Origin of the sequence: Niveispirillum sp. SYP-B3756 (assembly GCF_009495745.1) — a bacterium.
In the GTDB taxonomy this organism is placed as follows: domain Bacteria; phylum Pseudomonadota; class Alphaproteobacteria; order Azospirillales; family Azospirillaceae; genus Niveispirillum.
Window position 1 is genome coordinate 161,377 of the sequence record NZ_WIDQ01000004.1, and the last position, 14,884, is coordinate 176,260.

The following is a 14,884-nucleotide window of genomic DNA, read 5'->3' on the forward strand; positions in this document are numbered from 1 at the left end:
CCGGCCCGGTCAACTGGCCGGGGCCGTTTTACCCTTGACCGCTGCCGCCGCGGCAGCGGCGGCACGGGCGGCGGGGCTTGGCAGTTCCACATTCACTTCCAGCATGGAACAGCCGCTTTCACGCTCCAGCTTCACCGCCACCTTATCTTCGTCCACGCTGACATATTTCTTGATGACAGCCAGCAATTCCTGCTGCAGGGCGGGCAGAAAGTCCGGGCTGTTGCGGTCCGACCGTTCATGGGCCAGCACGATCTGCAGCCGTTCCTTGGCCTGGGCGGCAATCGTGGGCGGCTTGGAACGCTTGAAGATGTCGAGTAAGCTCATGCCGTCCTCCGCAGCAACCGGTCGAGCAGGCCCTTTTTCTCAGGCTTGATGAAGCGATGCTCGATCTTCTCACCCAGGAAACGGCCGACAGCGTCGGCATAGGCCTGACCGGCGGTGGATTTATCATCCAGCACCACCGGCATCCCGACATTGGATGCCTTCAGCACGGCCGGGCTTTCCGGGATGATGCCCAGCAGCGGGATGGCCAGGATTTCCAGCACATCATCCACCTTCAGCATCTCACCCTTTTCCACCCGCTCCACATCATAGCGGGTGACCAGCAGATGTTCCTGCACCGGCTCCAGCCCCTGTTCGGCGCGGCGCGACTTGGCCTGGATCACACCCAGGATACGGTCGCTGTCGCGCACGGAGGAGACTTCGGGGTTGGTGACGACGATGGCATGGTCGGCCCAATAGAGCGCCATCAGGGCACCCTTTTCGATGCCGGCCGGGCTGTCGCAGATGATGTAGTCGAATTCCTTCTTCAACTCATCCAGGATCTTGCCAACCCCTGCCGGCGTCAGTGCGTCCTTGTCGCGGGTCTGGCTGGTGGGCAGGATATACAGGTTTTCCACCCGCTTATCCTTGATCAGCGCTTGGTTCAGGCGCGCTTCCCCATTGATCACATTGATGAAATCGAACACCACGCGGCGTTCGCATCCCATGATCAGGTCCAGATTGCGCAGGCCGACATCGAAATCGATGATGCAGGTTTTGAAACCGCGCAGGGCAAGACCGGTGCCGACGGCGGCGCTCGACGTCGTCTTGCCCACGCCGCCCTTGCCGGAGGTCATCGTAATGATCTTGGCCAAGAGGCGTCTCCCAAGGTCAGAGGTTGTTGTAAGATTAAGAACCGGTAAAGGCCAATTCAGGCGGAAACCGGGTCGATATGCAAGAAACCATTGTTCAGATAGATCTGCACCTGCCGGCGGCGGATATCCTTATCCATATCCTCCGACACCCGGTAGAGCCCGGCGATGGAGACCAGCTCCGCCTCCAGGCTCTGGCAGAAGATGCGCGCATTCTGGTCGCCCGACACGCCGGCAAGGGCCCGGCCGCGCAACGTGCCATAGACATGGATGCTGCCATCGGCCAGCAGTTCGGCACCGGGGCTGACCGGGCCGACCACGATAAGGTCACAGCCGGCGGCATAAATCTGTCGCCCCGACCGGATCGGTTCCGTCACCAGCATGGAGGCACGCGGCGGCGGCGGCGGTTCCAGGATCACCGGTGCGGCGGGGGCCTGTGCCGGCTGCTGCGGCTGTGCCTGCACATTGGCCAGCCCCTGCGCCGGGCTGCGGCCGGTCCCGGCCAGAGGGTCAAACATCTCCACCTTGCCGCGCGGCGCCTGCAGCAGCGCCAGACCCACGGCAAGGGCGGCATCCTGCTGTTCCTTGGTGCCACCCTGCAGCCCGACCGCGATCAGGCCCAGATTGCGCAACAGCTTGACGAAGCTTTCGAAATCGAACGGCACGCCCGCCGGCAGATCATCCAGGTCCAGCACCACCGGGGCGTGGCGGAAGAAATTTGGCGCCTGGGCGATCTTGCCTGACAGAACGGGAAAGAAATTGGGATTGCGGGGGTCACTGACCTTCAGCACCATCATGGTGAAAGTGCTGCCGCGCAGCTGGAAGGGTGCGTCCCGATAGGCGACCTGCGTACTCATTGCCGATTATTACCCCACCTGTCAGGCCAAGCCCCGGCCGATCCGCGCCGCCGCCTGCAGCCATGCGGCGATAAGCTGATTCAGCCCCGTCAACCGCGTCGTTCAAGCCGGTTTGGCAAACGGCGTCAAGCATTTCATCCGCAGATTTTGCGACAAGCACCGGCCCTTCCACAACATCTATTGGCCGGTGCCGGTACATCCCCATGGAATGCCCCGAAAGGTCAGGTGGGGTCACCCTTCAGCCGCGCCACCTCCTCTTCATACTGGTTGGTCGGCAGCAGGCCGCGTTCATGCATGACCTTCAAGGCGTACAAGGACTTGCGCAAATCCTCGGCACGGTCGGCCCCCTCCGTGCCGGATTCCGCATCGGTGGCGGCGACGGCGGCACCGGTGTGGGGGGCGGGCGGTTTGGAACGGCTGGTCGGGAACGGCATTTCGGCTCCGGCTGCTTCTCCACCCCTTTCGCGCCCGCAGCAAGCCCGACTCGGGATGCGGGGGTAGTCCGAAGGAGGGTGGCAATATCTGGTGTTAAACTTGAATGACAGCCGCAACAGCTGGTGACGCGCGGCTGATCTTACGATATCCTAGCATGGTTGGTTCAATCTGGGGGATGGAACCGTCTGTTGGCTCCCATGCGAAATCCCGCACCTGTGTGCCGCAGCGCATCATCATGCGCCACCCCCGGTGACCCGCCGTGTGGCCGATCGGCACCGGCCCTCCTGACACCGGCTTTCATGCGCCGCACGCCTCTGACCGAGGGTGCGGTTTTTTATTGCCTGCTGTCAGGGCCCCCGCCGTTGCGTCGCATTCCATCGCACCATCTGGTTCCTTAGCCGACTGTGAGGAGACATCCATGGCCAAGCGCCCGCCGCCGAAGTCCTCTTCCAACACCCATGATGCCAAGGTCCATACGCTTTTCCCTGGCCGTGCCGGCTGGGATCCGCTGGGGGAGGAGAGGCGGGAACAGAGTTACGTCAGAACCGTCAAGCCGATGAGCCCCGGCCAGGCCCTGCTGATGCAGGCCATCGCCGACAATAGCCTGACCCTGGCGCTGGGGCCGGCGGGTACGGGCAAGACCTATCTGGCCATTTCGTCCGCCGTGGCAGCGCTGGAAAAGGGTTCCATCGACCGTATCATCCTGTCCCGCCCGGCGATTGAGGCGGGGGAGAGCCTGGGCTATCTGCCGGGCGACCTGAATGAGAAGATGGCCCCGTTCCTGCGCCCGCTCTATGACGCGCTGTCGGACCGGCTGGGGGCCAAGCGGCTGAAGGCGATGATGGCCGATGGCTCCATCGAAATCGCCCCGGTTGGCTATATGCGCGGCCGCACGCTGAATAATGCCTTCATCGTCATCGATGAGGCGCAGAACTGCACCTATGCCCAGATCAAGATGCTGCTGACCCGCCTGGGCTGGCATTCCACCATGGTGCTGACCGGTGACCCGGATCAGTCCGACCTGCTGGATGGCCTGTCCGGTCTGGCCGATATCGCCCGCCGGCTGGAACCGGTGGATGGCATTGCCGTGGTCCGGCTGGCGGAAATGGACATTGTGCGCCACCCGCTGGTGGCCAGCATGTTAACGGTGTTGTGAGGCGTTGAGGGGGGCAGGGCTTGCTGCGCCCCGCCCCCGTTCTCTTAATTGGTTGGATTCAGTTCGGGGGCATGGCGGGCCAGATAGTCGGCCTGCAGGGCCAGCACATCAATGCCGGCCAGCCCTTCATCCAGCGCTTGCCGTGCGGCCTGCCCGGCGGGGCTGTGGTTGAAGCAGACATGGATCTGGGCCGGCGGGTCGAGCGGACGGGGGTTCAGGCTGATCCGTGCCATTCCGGCGGCCATCGTCCGGTTCAACATGGGGGCCAGCACGGCGAACTGGGAGATTTCCACCACCGCCGCATCGATGCGGCCGGCCTGTAGCTTGCGCAGGTTCAGCATGTCGGTCTGGGCCGTATCGGTGACCAGCCGCCCCTGTTGCCGCAACCCGTCGATCAACGGACCGTTATCATAGCCATCGACAATGCCGATGCGCAGCCGCAGCAGATCATCCGGCTGTTCCCAGCGGACAGGGGCAGTTTCCGCCTGGGCCAGCGCGAACTGATAGTGCCCGATGGGAAAGGTTGACAATTGCCCGCCGGCACCGGCGCATTCCACCGGGGAAGCAGGGTAGAAGCCGACCACCCCATCCCCCGCCATCGCCTGTGATACGGCGCGTTTCCAGGGCATGGTCTGGCTTTGCAGGCTGAGGTTCCGGCTGCCCAGCGCCTGGGCGATGATGCTGCCCGCCGATCCCCCCTCTGCCATGCTGCCGCTGAAGGGGGGCCAGTCCAAGGTGGCGAGTTGCACCGTCGCTGCCTGCGCGCCGGTGGGCACCGGGTGGGCCCAGGCCAGCGTCAGGCTCAGCAGCGGCGTCAACCACCCTTTCAATCCGGCACTCCCTTTGCGCAAAACACCTAAAATTAAGACATGTTAACGGGGGAGCTGTCCCCCGGCAATGGATGGTTTGCTGCTTGTTCGGGATGTGCAACCATGTGACGCGCAAAATCGCTGATTTCCGCCATCACCTCGGCACGGATGGCTTCGCTTTCCATCAGCAGTTCATGCCGGGCCGTTGGATATTGCCGCAAGCGGCAGTTCGGAAGGAACCGGGCGGCCTGGACATGACTGTTCGGCCGCACGATCCGGTCGGCCAGACCGGACAGCAGCAGCACCGGTATCCTTACCTGCCCCAATATGTCTGGCCGCCGCAGATGCGCCATGGAGCGGAAAGCGGCATCCAGCCAGCCCCAGGTGGCACCGCCCAGTGCCAGATCGGGCTGGGCGACATAGCAGCGATGGCCGACCAGAAACCGCACCGGATCGGAGGTCAGCGGATTGCCGTCAAAGGCCGGATCGGCGGCGTACCAGTCCCGCTGGCCCGGCGCGTAATCGCCCCCCCGGCCAATTGCCACCATGGTGGCGGCCAGCAGACGGGCCAGCGGGGCGGGCAGGGGGCTGGTGCGGATGCCCAGCATCGGCGCGCTGACCATCACGGCGGTGAAGGGATGCGCCCGTTCGGCGACATAGCGCAGCAGCAGATGCCCGCCCATGGAATGGGCCAGGGCCAGCACCGGCCCCGCGCCGGTATCGCCCAGCAGGTGGGGCAGGCTGGCTTCTAGATCATCCAGATAGGTGTCGAACCGGTCGATATGGCCCTTCAGCGGGTTGGCCAGCGGCCGGGCGGAACCGCCCTGGCCGCGCCAGTCCATGGCCACCACGCGGAAGCCCTGGGCCGCCAGATCACCCGCCACTTCGGCATATTTCTCCACGCATTCGCTGCGCCCGGTCAGCAGCAGCAGGGGCACGCCCGTTTCCGTCCCCGGCGCCCGCCAGCGCGACAGGCGCAGAAAGGCGCCGTCGGGCAGGCTCCGTTTCTCATGCTGCCAACCACCCGCCTGCGTCATATAGGCCCGTCCTTCCGCCCGTGATTTGACCGCCCCATGGTGTCGGGGTATCGTCCACCTGTCAAAGCTGCGATGCAGCATTGCCCTTCGCCCATTAGGATATGCGGCCAAATGGTTTGGCGCCAGCAATGTTGGGGCATCAAGGGCTTGCAAGCGTGAGGGATGCACGATGGATGATGTGGCGATGCACCGTCGGACCGGCCTGGACCCGGCCGATCTCACCGGTTTTTATCTGGAAGATCTCTATGTCGGGATGAAGGGTGTTTATGCCCGCACCATCACCGAAACCGATATCGTGATGTTCGCCGGTATTTCCGGCGATACCAACCCGATGCACCTGAACGAGGAATATGCCAAGCAGACCCCGTTCGGCGGCCGCATCGCCCATGGGATGCTGTCGGCCTGTTTCATCACCACCGTGCTGGGCACCCGCCTGCCGGGGCCGGGCTGTATCTATATGTCCCAGTCGCTGCGCTTCCGCGCGCCGGTGCGCATCGGGGAGACGGTGACCACCACGGTGACGGTGCAGGAACTGGTGCCGGAAAAGCGCCGTGCCGTACTGTCCACCATCTGCACCGTCGCCGATCATGTGGTGATCGAAGGCGAGGCGATGGTGATGGTGCCCTGCCGGCCGGGGTAAGCCCAACGGTTGGGGGCATATCCGGCTGTTGAAAGCGGAATATCTTGATGGGAAACTTGCCACAGTTTCGCTTTATGGGGTGGGGAAATGAAATCCGCTTTCATTCGGGTTCTGGGGCTGGCGGGGCTGGTTCTTCTGGCAGGGGGTGCGGAAGGGACGCCTCCAGCGTCGGAGGACGCGGATATCTCGGCCCAGATAAACGCTGTGCTTTATCTGCCAGAGGGCCCTCTTCCCGCGTTACCTGAGCCCCCTGCCGCAGCGCGCTTTCTGAAGGAGGCGGAGGCAACAAACGATACTGAAAAACAGATGGCTGCTTATCGCCAGGCAGCCGCACTGGGTAGTCCACTAGCGCAGTATCAAGTAGCTATATTACAGGAAGTGCCGGATACAAAAATGTTGTTTGATCTTTCCAGGAGAGGATATGGTCAAGCTGTAGTTCGCATTTATGCATACGCTGCCTTATCTTATAGTACACCCCTTCGCCAGAGTGCGCCATATTGGTTAAATATTGCGGCGCGCACGGCCGACCCCCATGTCTCCAGCATATGGGATGAAATATTGGGCGTGTATCGTTTCGAAAGTGATTTTCCGGCCGTCGCTGGGAGGGGATTATATTTCGATGATCCCTTTATCTTCCCGAACCATGTATCTGGTAATAAAAATATCTCGTATCTAGAGAGAAAAACAGTAAATACGATTTTACCGGGCTGGATAGTAAAAAATAAATCAGAAACTCTTAAAAATGGAATGAAATTTCATGTTATTTCTATGAAAAATGATTACGATCAAATCGTAAATATGTATTTTTGCGTCGATGGTTGTCCTGATGTATCTGATGATTATACATTTTTACGTTAATTTTCTTGAATTTTTCCATTTTCAGTCATGCTGCTTCCCTGTGGGGCGACTTGCCCGTTCTGTCCCGATCACGGTCCAGCCCCGCGACGGCTGGGGCTGGACCCGGGGGCTGGTTCCCGACTATATGCTTGATGGAACCTGAAACCGGATCCGCGGGCCAATGCAGCTTTTCCGCCATACTGCCGATCTGCCCGCCGCCCTGCGCGGTGGTGCTGTGGCCTTGGGTAATTTCGATGGGGTGCATCGCGGCCATCGTGCCGTGATCGAACAGGCCCAGGTGGCGGCGCGTGCGCTGGGCGTGCCGGCCGGGGTGGTGACGTTCGAACCGCATCCGCGCAGCCTGTTCCGCCCCAACGATCCCCCGTTCCGGCTGACGCCGTTGCGCATCAAGGCGCGGCTGGTGGAGACGATGGGGCTGGATTTCCTGGTTGCCCTGCATTTCGACCGGCCCTTCTCCCAGCTTTCCGCCGATACTTTCGTACGGCAGGTACTGGTGGAGGGGTTGGGTGTGCGCCATGTGGTGGCCGGGCATGATTTCGTGTTCGGCCATGACCGGGGCGGCGATATCGGCTTCCTGCGCGAAGCCGGCGGCTGGCACGGTTTCAAGGTGACGGAGGTGCACCCCGTCTCTGCCGCCGATGGCACGATCTATTCCTCCACCCGCGTGCGCCAGCACCTGCAGGCCGGCGATGTGGCGGCGGCCCAGGCCATTCTGGGCCATGCCTGGGAGATTGAGGCGCGGGTGGAACATGGCGACAAGCGCGGCCGCACCATCGGCTTTCCCACCGCCAACCTGTTGCTGGGCGATATCCTGCGCCCGCGCTTCGGCGTCTATGCCGTGGAGGCCGGTGTGGATCAGGGGCCGGAGACGGTCTGGCACAAGGGTGTGGCCAATCTGGGCAGCCGACCGACGGTGAACGGTACGGATGAACGGCTGGAAGTGCATCTGTTCGATTTTGCCGATGATCTCTATGGCAAGCATCTGCGCGTCCGCCTGCTGCATTTCCTGCGCCCGGAACAAAAATTCGCCGGGCTGGACGCGCTGAAGGCACAGATCGCCCAGGATAGCGACCAGGCCCGCCAGTTGCTGGCTTGATAGCGGCATTCTGCTGGCACCCCTTTTGCTTTCCCGTAGGCGGGGACGTTTAAGGGGGGTGCCGGCCGTGCCGGATTTCGGTTTATTCATTGTCCGGCCGCCGCAGGGCAGGGCGACCGTGGCGGCCATTCATCCGTCACGGGCGGACGAGGCCCGTATCACCTTGAAAAACCTGCGCAATGGCGGCTTTCACGTCGCCGCCCTGACCCGCGTGTCGGTTTCGTCGGAGGAGCCGGCGGCGGCGCAGGCGCAGTTGCAAGGGGTGGTCAATGGCCTGTTCGAACAGGCGCTCTACCGTCCACCGGTGGAGATGGTCTGGTAATTATTGCCCGGCAATTGTTGCCCAGCCCAGCCGGGCATACTCGATGAAGCGGCGCAGGGCCGCCGTCACCAGTGCATCACGCCGGTAAACCAGTTGCGTCGGTGCCATGGTCCAGGGCTCCGGCACCGGATGCAGGGCCAGCAGCGGGCGCAGGGGTGAACGCTCCACCGCCGCTTCCGGCAGCAGCGACAGCCCGATCCCGGCGGAGACGCCACCGATGATGCCTTCCAGCGTGCCGAATTCCTGCATCCTTACCTGGGTGGCCCCCAGATGGACCAGCAGCCCTTCCAGCCGCTCCCGATAGGCGCAACCGCTGCGGAAGCACAGCACCGCGGCCTGCGGTCGGGCCAGCAGGGTCTGCCAATCGGCACCGGCCGCCGTCACCGCTATCATCCGTTCAACCCCAAGGTCGGCCACCACCAGGGCGGGGTGGTCGACCGGGCCGCCGACCAGGGCGGCATCCAACTGGCCAGCCAGCAATTCCATCAACAGGGGCCGGCTGGCCCCGGTGCGTAACCCCAGCTCCACCGCCGGAAAATCCCGGTGATAGGCGGCCAGCACCGGCGGCAGGCGCACGGCGGCCACGGTTTCCATGCTGCCGATCAGCAATCGCCCCGCCGGCTGGCCGGGATTCAGCAGATCATCCAGGCTGGCGCGTGCGGCACGCAGCGCATCGGCCACCTGCCGGGCATGGGGCAGCAGAACCTCTGCCGCCTGGGTCGGCACCACGCCGCGCCCGTTACGGCGGAACAGCTGCACGCCCAACGTGGCTTCCAGCGCGCGGATGCGGGCGGTGACGTTGGATTGCACGCAATTCAGCCGCCGCGCCGCCGCCGTCACCCCGCCCTCATCCACCACCGCCGCGAAGAAGGCCAGATCGGTGCTGTCCATGGCGTTGATCCATCAAAAATAGCGATTTCATTTATCCTGACATTTCATTTTTTCTGATGTCAAGTCTGGGGAAAGATGGGCTCTGGAAGGAAGGGCCGGATGGTGGGATCAAACTGGAAAGGCTGGCGGCTGGCAGGGGCCGGGTTGACAGCGACGCTGCTGGGCGTCGGGCTGGGCCGCTTTGCCTATACGCCGCTGCTGCCGGCCATGGTGGCGGAGGGCTGGCTCAGCAGCACACAGGCGGCCTTGCTGGGGGCGTTCAATCTGGCGGGATATCTGTTGGGCGCGCTGGTGGCGGCCGGGCTGGGGCGCCGCTTTGGCGCGGCACCCGTGCTGCGCGTCGCCCTGGGGCTGATCGTGCTGTCGCTGGGGGCCTGCGGCTGGAATGGCGGCATGGTCTGGCTGGGCTGCTGGCGCTTTCTGGCGGGGGTGACGGGGGCCGTACTGATGATCCTGCCGGCACCCTTGCTGATGGCGCGGGTGCCGGCGGACAGAAGACCGATGCTGGCCGGGCTGGTTTTCTCCGGCATGGGATTCGGCATCATCCTGGCCGGCGCGGTACTGCCGTTGCTGGCCGCCGGCGGGGTGGCACTGGCCTGGGCCGTGCTGGGGCTGCTGGGGGTGGGGCTGGCGGCGCTGTCCTGGGGCCAGTGGCAGCCGGCCCCGCTGGCCGCACCCCATGCGGTGGCGGGGGCGACGACGGGCAGGGGGATGGCGCCCTTGCTGCTGTTCGCGCTCGCCTATGGGGCGGATGGCATGGGCTTTGTGCCGCATACTTTGTTCCTGTCGGATTTCGTGGCGCGCGGGCTGGGCTGGGGGCTGAAAGCGGGCGGCTTCTACTGGACCATTCTGGGGCTGGGGGCCGTGCTGGGGCCGCTGCTGGCGGCACGGGTGGCCCGAACCACCGGCTTTCCCTTGGCGCTGACGGGGGCCTTGCTGGTGAAGGCGGGGGCGGTGGGCCTGCCGCTGCTGACCGCGACGCCCGCCGCCCTGGCTCTGTCGGCCTTTCTGGTCGGGGCCTTGACGCCCGGCAGCGTGGCGCTGGCATCGGGCGTGGCGGGGCTGCTGGCGGGGCCGGCGGGCCATACGGCACTGTGGGGGCGGATGACGCTGCTGTTTGCCTTGTTCCAGGCCGTCGGCGGTTATGGGATGACCGCCCTGTTCGCCACCACCGGGGCCTATCTGCCCCTGTTTGCCCTGGGGGCCGCTGTCCTGCTGCTGGCCGGCGGCATGGCCCTGGCCGGGCTGGTTTTATTGCAACGGAAGGAAGGTGACCGATGAAGCTCTATGCTGCCCAAACCTCCCCCTATGCCCGCAAGGTGCGGGTGCTGATCGCGGAAAAGCGGGCAGGAGCACGGGTGGAACTGGTGCTGATTGACCCTTGGAGCGATCCGGCTGCCCTGCATCAGGCTGTGCCCTCCGGCAAGGTGCCGGCCCTGGTGACGGATGAGGGCTGGGCCTTGGGTGAAAGCTGGGCCATCGCCGATTATCTGGACAGCGTGCTGCCCGGCCCCCGTCTGCTGGCACCCGACGGGCCGGAACGCTGGCAGGCGCTGCGCCGCAGTGCGCTGGCGCAGGGGCTGATGGATGCCGTGTTCGCTGCGGTGATCGAAGGCCGTCGCCCGGCGGGCGAACGCTCCCCCGGCTGGGTGGAACGGCAGAAGGCGGCGATCGGGCGCAGCCTGCCGGTTCTGGAGGCGATGGAGCCGCCCGCCTTGTTCGATCTGGGCGCCATCTCCCTGGCCTGTGCGCTGGATTATCTGGATTTCCGCCATGCCGATCTGGATTGGCGGGCGGGTTGCCCGGTGCTGGCGACCTGGTTTGCGGCGGTGGATCAGCGCCCTTCCATGCGGATCACCGATCCACGCTGAAAATAATTCTGCGCGACCTGTCACAGGGGTTCTGTCCATCTCGTCCTGATCGGTGAAGGCCCCGGCATCTGTTGCCGGGGCCATGAACCGGAGAGCCATGATGAAAGCCCGTCTCAACCCCCAGGCCGCCGCCCCCGCCGCCATGAAGGCAATGTATGAGCTGGAGGGCAAGATTGCCGATCTGGGGCTGGAGCCCACATTGGTAGAACTGGTGAAGACCCGCGCCTCCCAGATCAACCGCTGCGCCTATTGCATCAACATGCATACCCGTGACGCCCGCGCGCTGGGGGAGACAGAGGCGCGGCTTTACCTGCTGGACGCCTGGCGGGAATCGCCGCTTTATAGTGAGCGTGAACGGGCCGCTCTGGCCTGGACGGAGGCGCTGACCGATCTGGCCCATAGCGGGGCAGGCGATGGCGATTATGCCCTGTTGCAAGCCCAGTTCAGCCCGGAGGAACAGGTGAACCTGACCCTGCTGATTGCCACCATCAATGCCTGGAACCGGTTCGGCGTCGGCTTCCGGCTGGTGCATCCCAAGGAGGGGCGGATGTGAGCGGGGAAGTGCTGGCCACCTTCAACCGGCTGCGGCCACGGCTGACCCGCATCGCCTATCGGATGCTGGGTTCCGTGGCCGAGGCCGATGACATGGTGCAGGAGGCGTGGTTGCGCTGGGCCGGGGCCGACCATGCGGCCGTGCGCGATGGCGATGCCTATCTGGTGCGGCTGCTGACACGGCTTTGCCTGGACCAGTTGAAGTCCGCCCGCACCCGGCGCGAAACCTATATCGGCCCCTGGCTGCCCGAACCCAGCATCGACCCCGTGGACGCGCTGGAGGAGGGGGAGCAGCTGACCCTGGCCCTGATGTTGGCGCTGGAACGGCTGTCCCCCTTGGAACGGGCAGCCTTCCTGCTGCATGACGTGTTCGGCCAGCCGTTCGACGCGGTGGCGGAGGTGCTGGAGCGTGACCAAGCCGCCTGTCGCCAGTTGGCCGCCCGCGCCCGCACCCATGTGCGTGCCGCCAAGCCGCGTTTTCCGGTGACGGCGGAACGCGGGCGGGATATTGCCGATGCCTTTCTGGCTGCCGCCCATGGGGGCGATCTGGCGGGGCTGCGTGGCCTGCTGGCTGCCGATGCCGTGCTGTACACCGATGGCGGCGGCCGGGCGCGGGCGGCCCTGAACCCGGTGCAGGGTGGGGACAAGGTGGCCCGCTTCTTTGCCGGCATCGCCGCCAAGAACAGCTTTGCCGAACCGGTTGTGCTGTATCGGGGATTGATTGACGGGCTGCCGGGTTTCCTTTGCCGCCACCCGGATGGCACCTTGCAGACCATCGCCCTGCTGCTGGATGGCGATGGCATTGCGGCTGTCTACATCACCCGCAATCCGGACAAGCTGCGCCATCTGGCGGCGGTGGGAGAGGGGGCATTGCTGGGCAGTTCAGCGCTAAGCAATATTTCATATTCGCGGCGTCACAAAATGTGACCGATGCGCCCTCTCAATCTGTTCAATGGCCGTCATTCTGCGGACCACGGCCACCCCACGCCCCGCGCATGTTGCACTTGTGTTATGAGGGGCTGCGAAAGGGCGGAGGAAACCGCTATATACGGGGCGCCGTTCCACCCGGGAGCCTTCGAGAAAACCTTGGCCCGCACCACCAGCCGATATGTTTGCCAGAATTGCGGGGCCGCCTACCCGAAATGGTCGGGCAAGTGCGACGCCTGTGGTGAGTGGAACACGCTTGTCGAGGAACAGGCCGTTGAGGCCGTGCCCAAGGGGCTGGGCAAGGGCCAGGGGCGCAAGATCGAATTCGTCGCCCTGTCCGGCGTTTCCAAGGATGCGCCGCGCCGCATGACGCAGATCCAGGAATTTGACCGGGTGTGCGGCGGCGGGCTGGTCAATGGCTCGGCCCTGCTGGTGGGCGGTGATCCCGGTATCGGCAAATCCACCCTGCTGCTGCAGGTCACCTGCTGCCTGGCCCAGGAAACCCGCTGCGCCTATATTTCCGGTGAAGAGGCGGTGGATCAGGTGCGGATGCGCGCCGCCCGGCTGGGTCTGGTCAATGCCCCGGTGGCGTTGGCGGCGGCTAACAATGTCCGTGATATCGTGGCCAGCCTGGAGGCGGCCGATGGCCCCCAGGTGGCGGTGATCGATTCGATCCAGACCATGTATATTGACACGCTGGACAGCGCGCCGGGCACCGTGGCCCAGGTGCGCGCCTGCGCGTCCGAACTGATCCGCGTGGCAAAGAAGCGGGGCATCACCCTGCTGATCGTCGGCCATGTCACCAAGGATGGCCAGATCGCCGGCCCCCGCGTGCTGGAACATATGGTCGATACCGTCCTCTATTTCGAAGGGGAGCGGGGGCACCAGTTCCGCATCCTGCGTGCGGTGAAGAACCGCTTCGGCCCCACCGACGAGATCGGCGTGTTCGAAATGAGCGAGGATGGGCTGGTCGAAGTACCCAATCCTTCAGAGCTGTTTCTGGCCGACCGCCGCCGCGATATAACGGGAACAGCGGTGTTCGCGGGGCTGGAAGGCACGCGGCCGGTGCTGGTGGAGGTGCAGGCCCTGGTGGCGCCATCCCCCCTGGGCACGCCGCGCCGGGCCGTGGTGGGCTGGGACAGTTCCCGGCTGGCCATGGTGCTGGCGGTGCTGGAGGCGCGCTGCGGTGTCGCCATCGGTGCCAATGATGTCTATCTCAGCGTCGCGGGCGGGCTGAAAATCAGCGAGCCGGCGGCCGATCTGGCGGTGGCGGCGGCCCTGGTCAGCAGTCTGACGGGGGAACCGGTGCCGGCCGATGCCGTGGTGTTCGGGGAAATCGGTCTGTCCGGCGAAATCCGTGCCGTCAGCCAGACGGATCAGCGCCTGAAAGAGGCCACCAAGCTGGGTTTTAACCGCGCCATCATGCCCCAGCCGCGCCGGTCGCGTGGCGGTGCGGGAGCGGCGGCGGATGGGTTGCGCCGGGTGGAACTGGATCACCTGTCCGACCTGATGCCCTTGTTCCAGGCCGATGCGCCGCCGCGCCCGCCGCGCGGGCGGGATTGATTTTTAGGGGAAGTGGATGGACGCCAGCGGGTTGAACCCCGTCGATATCGCCGTTGCCGCCGTGCTGGGCATTTCCGCCCTGATGGCGTTCGCACGCGGTTTCGTGCGGGAGGTGCTGTCAGTGGCGGCCTGGGTGGGGGCGGCGTTCGCCACCATCTATTTCTTCCCCATCCTCACGCCCTTTGTCCGCCAGCGTATTGAAACCCAGTATCTGGCCGATGGCGTCACCATCCTGGCCATCTTCACCTTGTCGCTGATCCTGTTCTCCATGGTCACCCATGCCGTTTCCGGCCGGGTGCAGGAAAGCAGCCTGTCGGCCATCGACCGCTCGCTGGGCTTTGCCTTTGGTGTGGTGCGCGGGGCGGTGCTGGTCAGCCTTGTCTATATGTTTGCCCTCTGGCTCTGGCCCGATCAGCCAGCTTGGCTGCACGATGCCAAGTCCCGCCCCTTCCTGGCGGTCGGGGCTGAGACGCTGCGCGATCTGCTGCCCAATGCCGATCTGACCCCCGCCCAGCGGGAGGCGGAGCGCGTGCGCCTGCGCGTGCAGGAGGCGGAGGAGGCAAGGCGTACCCTGGAACGCCTCGCCAATCCGCTACCCGCCTCTGCAGGGAACGCGGCTGCGCCCGCCGGCGATAACGGCTATAACGGCGAGGCGCTCGGACGTCTCGACCAGTTGATCAAGAATACCGATCAGGAACCACCGCCCGGTGGCACATCCCGTTAGGGATGCGCTGCCG

At 64.7% G+C, this 14,884-nt stretch carries 18 protein-coding genes; 11 read left to right on the plus strand and 7 right to left on the minus strand.

From position 1 onward, the window contains the following. Positions 1-9: 9 nt before the first annotated feature. The 4 genes from minE to GE253_RS10575 form a co-directional block, all read right to left on the minus strand. Entirely contained in the window at positions 10-324 is a 315-nt protein-coding gene (gene minE, locus GE253_RS10560; RefSeq protein ID WP_153204103.1) for a cell division topological specificity factor MinE, read from the minus strand. Then, the gene (gene minD / locus GE253_RS10565; protein WP_153204104.1) at positions 321-1,136 is read right to left on the minus strand and encodes a septum site-determining protein MinD; all 816 of its coding nucleotides are present in this window, start codon (positions 1,134-1,136) and stop codon (positions 321-323) included. Before minD ends, minE begins: the two co-directional genes overlap by 4 nt. A gap of 56 nt (positions 1,137-1,192) precedes the next feature. Next, positions 1,193-1,990, minus strand: coding sequence for a septum site-determining protein MinC (minC, locus tag GE253_RS10570; RefSeq protein WP_153204105.1), 798 nt, complete (start codon positions 1,988-1,990; stop codon positions 1,193-1,195). A 221-nt stretch (positions 1,991-2,211) separates the two neighbouring features. Continuing rightward, on the minus strand, positions 2,212-2,424 hold the full coding sequence (locus GE253_RS10575; protein ID WP_153204106.1) for a hypothetical protein: 213 nt from the start codon (positions 2,422-2,424) through the stop codon (positions 2,212-2,214). Positions 2,425-2,843: 419 nt separating this feature from the next. Between GE253_RS10575 and GE253_RS10580 the strand changes: the two genes are divergently transcribed. Beyond that, positions 2,844-3,581 carry a PhoH family protein gene (locus GE253_RS10580; RefSeq protein ID WP_153204107.1) on the plus strand — a complete coding sequence of 246 codons (738 nt, stop codon included), beginning with the start codon at positions 2,844-2,846 and terminating at the stop codon, positions 3,579-3,581. A 44-nt stretch (positions 3,582-3,625) separates the two neighbouring features. Here GE253_RS10580 and GE253_RS10585 read toward each other — a convergent pair whose 3' ends face one another. Further along, positions 3,626-4,411: a hypothetical protein gene (locus GE253_RS10585; protein ID WP_153204108.1), complete on the minus strand. Its 786-nt coding sequence runs from the start codon at positions 4,409-4,411 to the stop codon at positions 3,626-3,628. Between the two features lie 32 nt (positions 4,412-4,443). Next, entirely contained in the window at positions 4,444-5,427 is a 984-nt protein-coding gene (locus GE253_RS10590) for an alpha/beta hydrolase (RefSeq protein ID WP_173012587.1), read from the minus strand. 184 nt (positions 5,428-5,611) lie between these two features. Here GE253_RS10590 and GE253_RS10595 point away from each other — a divergent pair, with 184 nt between their 5' ends. The 4 genes from GE253_RS10595 (at position 5,612) to GE253_RS10610 (ending at position 8,343) form a co-directional block, all read left to right on the plus strand. After that, positions 5,612-6,067 (plus strand): MaoC family dehydratase, encoded by a 456-nt coding sequence (locus tag GE253_RS10595; RefSeq protein ID WP_153204110.1) that lies wholly within the window; start codon positions 5,612-5,614, stop codon positions 6,065-6,067. An 87-nt stretch (positions 6,068-6,154) separates the two neighbouring features. Beyond that, positions 6,155-6,925 carry a hypothetical protein gene (locus GE253_RS10600; protein WP_153204111.1) on the plus strand — a complete coding sequence of 257 codons (771 nt, stop codon included), beginning with the start codon at positions 6,155-6,157 and terminating at the stop codon, positions 6,923-6,925. 160 nt (positions 6,926-7,085) lie between these two features. Beyond that, entirely contained in the window at positions 7,086-8,021 is a 936-nt protein-coding gene (locus GE253_RS10605; RefSeq protein ID WP_153204112.1) for a bifunctional riboflavin kinase/FAD synthetase, read from the plus strand. Between the two features lie 118 nt (positions 8,022-8,139). Further along, entirely contained in the window at positions 8,140-8,343 is a 204-nt protein-coding gene (locus GE253_RS10610) for a hypothetical protein (protein ID WP_153204113.1), read from the plus strand. Here the strand turns inward: GE253_RS10610 and GE253_RS10615 are convergent, their stop codons facing one another. Beyond that, positions 8,344-9,234 carry a LysR family transcriptional regulator gene (locus tag GE253_RS10615; RefSeq protein ID WP_153204114.1) on the minus strand — a complete coding sequence of 297 codons (891 nt, stop codon included), beginning with the start codon at positions 9,232-9,234 and terminating at the stop codon, positions 8,344-8,346. A gap of 99 nt (positions 9,235-9,333) precedes the next feature. Between GE253_RS10615 and GE253_RS10620 the strand changes: the two genes are divergently transcribed. The 6 genes from GE253_RS10620 to GE253_RS10645 all read left to right on the plus strand — a co-directional run bounded on the left by GE253_RS10620 (position 9,334) and on the right by GE253_RS10645 (position 14,871). Further along, positions 9,334-10,515 (plus strand): YbfB/YjiJ family MFS transporter, encoded by a 1,182-nt coding sequence (locus GE253_RS10620; protein ID WP_173012588.1) that lies wholly within the window; start codon positions 9,334-9,336, stop codon positions 10,513-10,515. Next, a complete protein-coding gene (locus tag GE253_RS10625; protein ID WP_153204116.1) occupies positions 10,512-11,105 on the plus strand; it encodes a glutathione S-transferase N-terminal domain-containing protein in 594 nt (197 codons plus the stop codon). Before GE253_RS10620 ends, GE253_RS10625 begins: the two co-directional genes overlap by 4 nt. 97 nt (positions 11,106-11,202) lie before the next feature. Next, positions 11,203-11,658 (plus strand): carboxymuconolactone decarboxylase family protein, encoded by a 456-nt coding sequence (locus GE253_RS10630; RefSeq protein ID WP_247878596.1) that lies wholly within the window; start codon positions 11,203-11,205, stop codon positions 11,656-11,658. Then, a complete protein-coding gene (locus tag GE253_RS10635; RefSeq protein WP_348770825.1) occupies positions 11,655-12,584 on the plus strand; it encodes a sigma-70 family RNA polymerase sigma factor in 930 nt (309 codons plus the stop codon). Before GE253_RS10630 ends, GE253_RS10635 begins: the two co-directional genes overlap by 4 nt. Before the next feature lie 159 nt (positions 12,585-12,743). Further along, positions 12,744-14,147, plus strand: a complete 1,404-nt coding sequence (radA, locus tag GE253_RS10640; RefSeq protein ID WP_153204117.1) for a DNA repair protein RadA — start codon at positions 12,744-12,746, stop codon at positions 14,145-14,147. 16 nt (positions 14,148-14,163) lie between these two features. Then, on the plus strand, positions 14,164-14,871 hold the full coding sequence (locus tag GE253_RS10645; protein WP_153204118.1) for a CvpA family protein: 708 nt from the start codon (positions 14,164-14,166) through the stop codon (positions 14,869-14,871). Positions 14,872-14,884: the final 13 nt, after the last annotated feature.